Annotated in this window: 3 protein-coding genes; all 3 read right to left on the reverse strand. The window is 69.0% G+C overall.

What is annotated here, in order from left to right; translation table 11 throughout:
- A partial coding sequence (locus YO9_RS19285) for a glycosyltransferase family 2 protein (protein WP_223286704.1) occupies positions 1-197 on the reverse strand: 197 nt, incomplete at its 3' end.
- On the reverse strand, positions 194-508 hold the full coding sequence (locus YO9_RS19290) for a hypothetical protein (RefSeq protein ID WP_223286705.1): 315 nt from the start codon (positions 506-508) through the stop codon (positions 194-196). The genes YO9_RS19285 and YO9_RS19290, both read right to left, overlap by 4 nt.
- On the reverse strand, positions 451-1,237 hold a 787-nt coding region (locus YO9_RS19295), incomplete at its 5' end, for an SAM-dependent methyltransferase (RefSeq protein WP_223286706.1). The genes YO9_RS19290 and YO9_RS19295, both read right to left, overlap by 58 nt.

Genomic DNA, 1,237 nt, shown 5'->3' on the forward strand with positions numbered 1-1,237 from the left:
GACGCCGCCGCCCAGGCTTCCCGCGCGGCCGGTACCGTGCGGTCGGTGCAGCTGTCAGCGGCCAGGATCACCTCGACGGTCGCCATGGGTTCGGCTCCCACGAGCGCTCGAACGGCCTGCGCCACCGAGTCGATGCACCTGGCCACGCGTTCTTCTTCATTGCACGCGGGAATCACCACCGCGACCCGTGGACTCATACGCGCCCCCGCCGGGTGCGCGTGTAGATGTCGATCTCAAAATCCTGTTCACGGTGTTCCACCAACCGGGTCAGGTTACGCCGACGCCGCGCCTCACGGTGCACATCGTCCCCGTCCAACGGCCAGTCCTTGATGGGGTGGCGCCAGTGACACAGCACCAGGTGCCCGTCGGCGGACAGCGCCTTGGTGCACAGCGACAGCAGCTTTTTCCATTGCTCGGGAGAACAGAAGTAGCCCACCTCGCTCACCACGATCAGATCCAGCTCGGTCCACTCGGGGTCCCACTGCTCGGGTAGCACCGCGTTGCGCAATTGCACGTTCTTGAGGCCCCGTTCGGTGAGACGCGCGCGGGCCTTGCCCAGGCGACGTCGCTCGCGTCCACCGCCGTCATGACGCCCACGTGCGCGGCCAACTGCGCGGTGAGCGCACCCGTGGAGCAGCCGATGTCCAGGGCGCGGGGGTACAGCTCACGCGGCAGGCTGGCCGTGAGCACGTCGCGTTTGCGGTGCTCGTAGCGGGAGCTGTCCACGTTCCACGGGTCCTCGGATTCCGTGTGGACGCGATTGAAGACCGGGGTCTGATGGGGTGCGGCCAGGACGAAGTATTCGCGGTCCCGCTCGAAATGCTCCAGGATGTGCGGCCCGAGCAGCACCTCGTCCCCGGGTTGATCCGAAAGCGGACGCACCTGGGACGCGTGATGCTCCAGGGCCTGCTGTTTGGCGTCCCGGTCTTCGGCGGAGAGCGGCACGTGGACCAACCCGCGCGGAAGTTTGGCGGGGCTACCCCAGTGCCACCACCAGATGGGGTACTGAACGCAGCGAACGGCCGCGGCGCCCGCGGTCTGCTGCACCTGGGCCGCGAGGACCTCGTGGTCCGGGTGACCATCCTTGACCCACGTGACCACGGCCAGTGGGTGTCGGCCCTCGGCCGCCCACGTCACGGCCTCGCTGACGGGCCCGCGAGCGCCTCGGCCGTGAGCCCGCCGTCGGCAGTGCGAGGTACTCGGGCGTGACGCAGCCTGCGGTGATCGCCCCGACCGC

This window comes from Kocuria atrinae C3-8 (assembly GCF_000286355.1).
GTDB lineage: Bacteria > Actinomycetota > Actinomycetes > Actinomycetales > Micrococcaceae > Kocuria > Kocuria atrinae_A.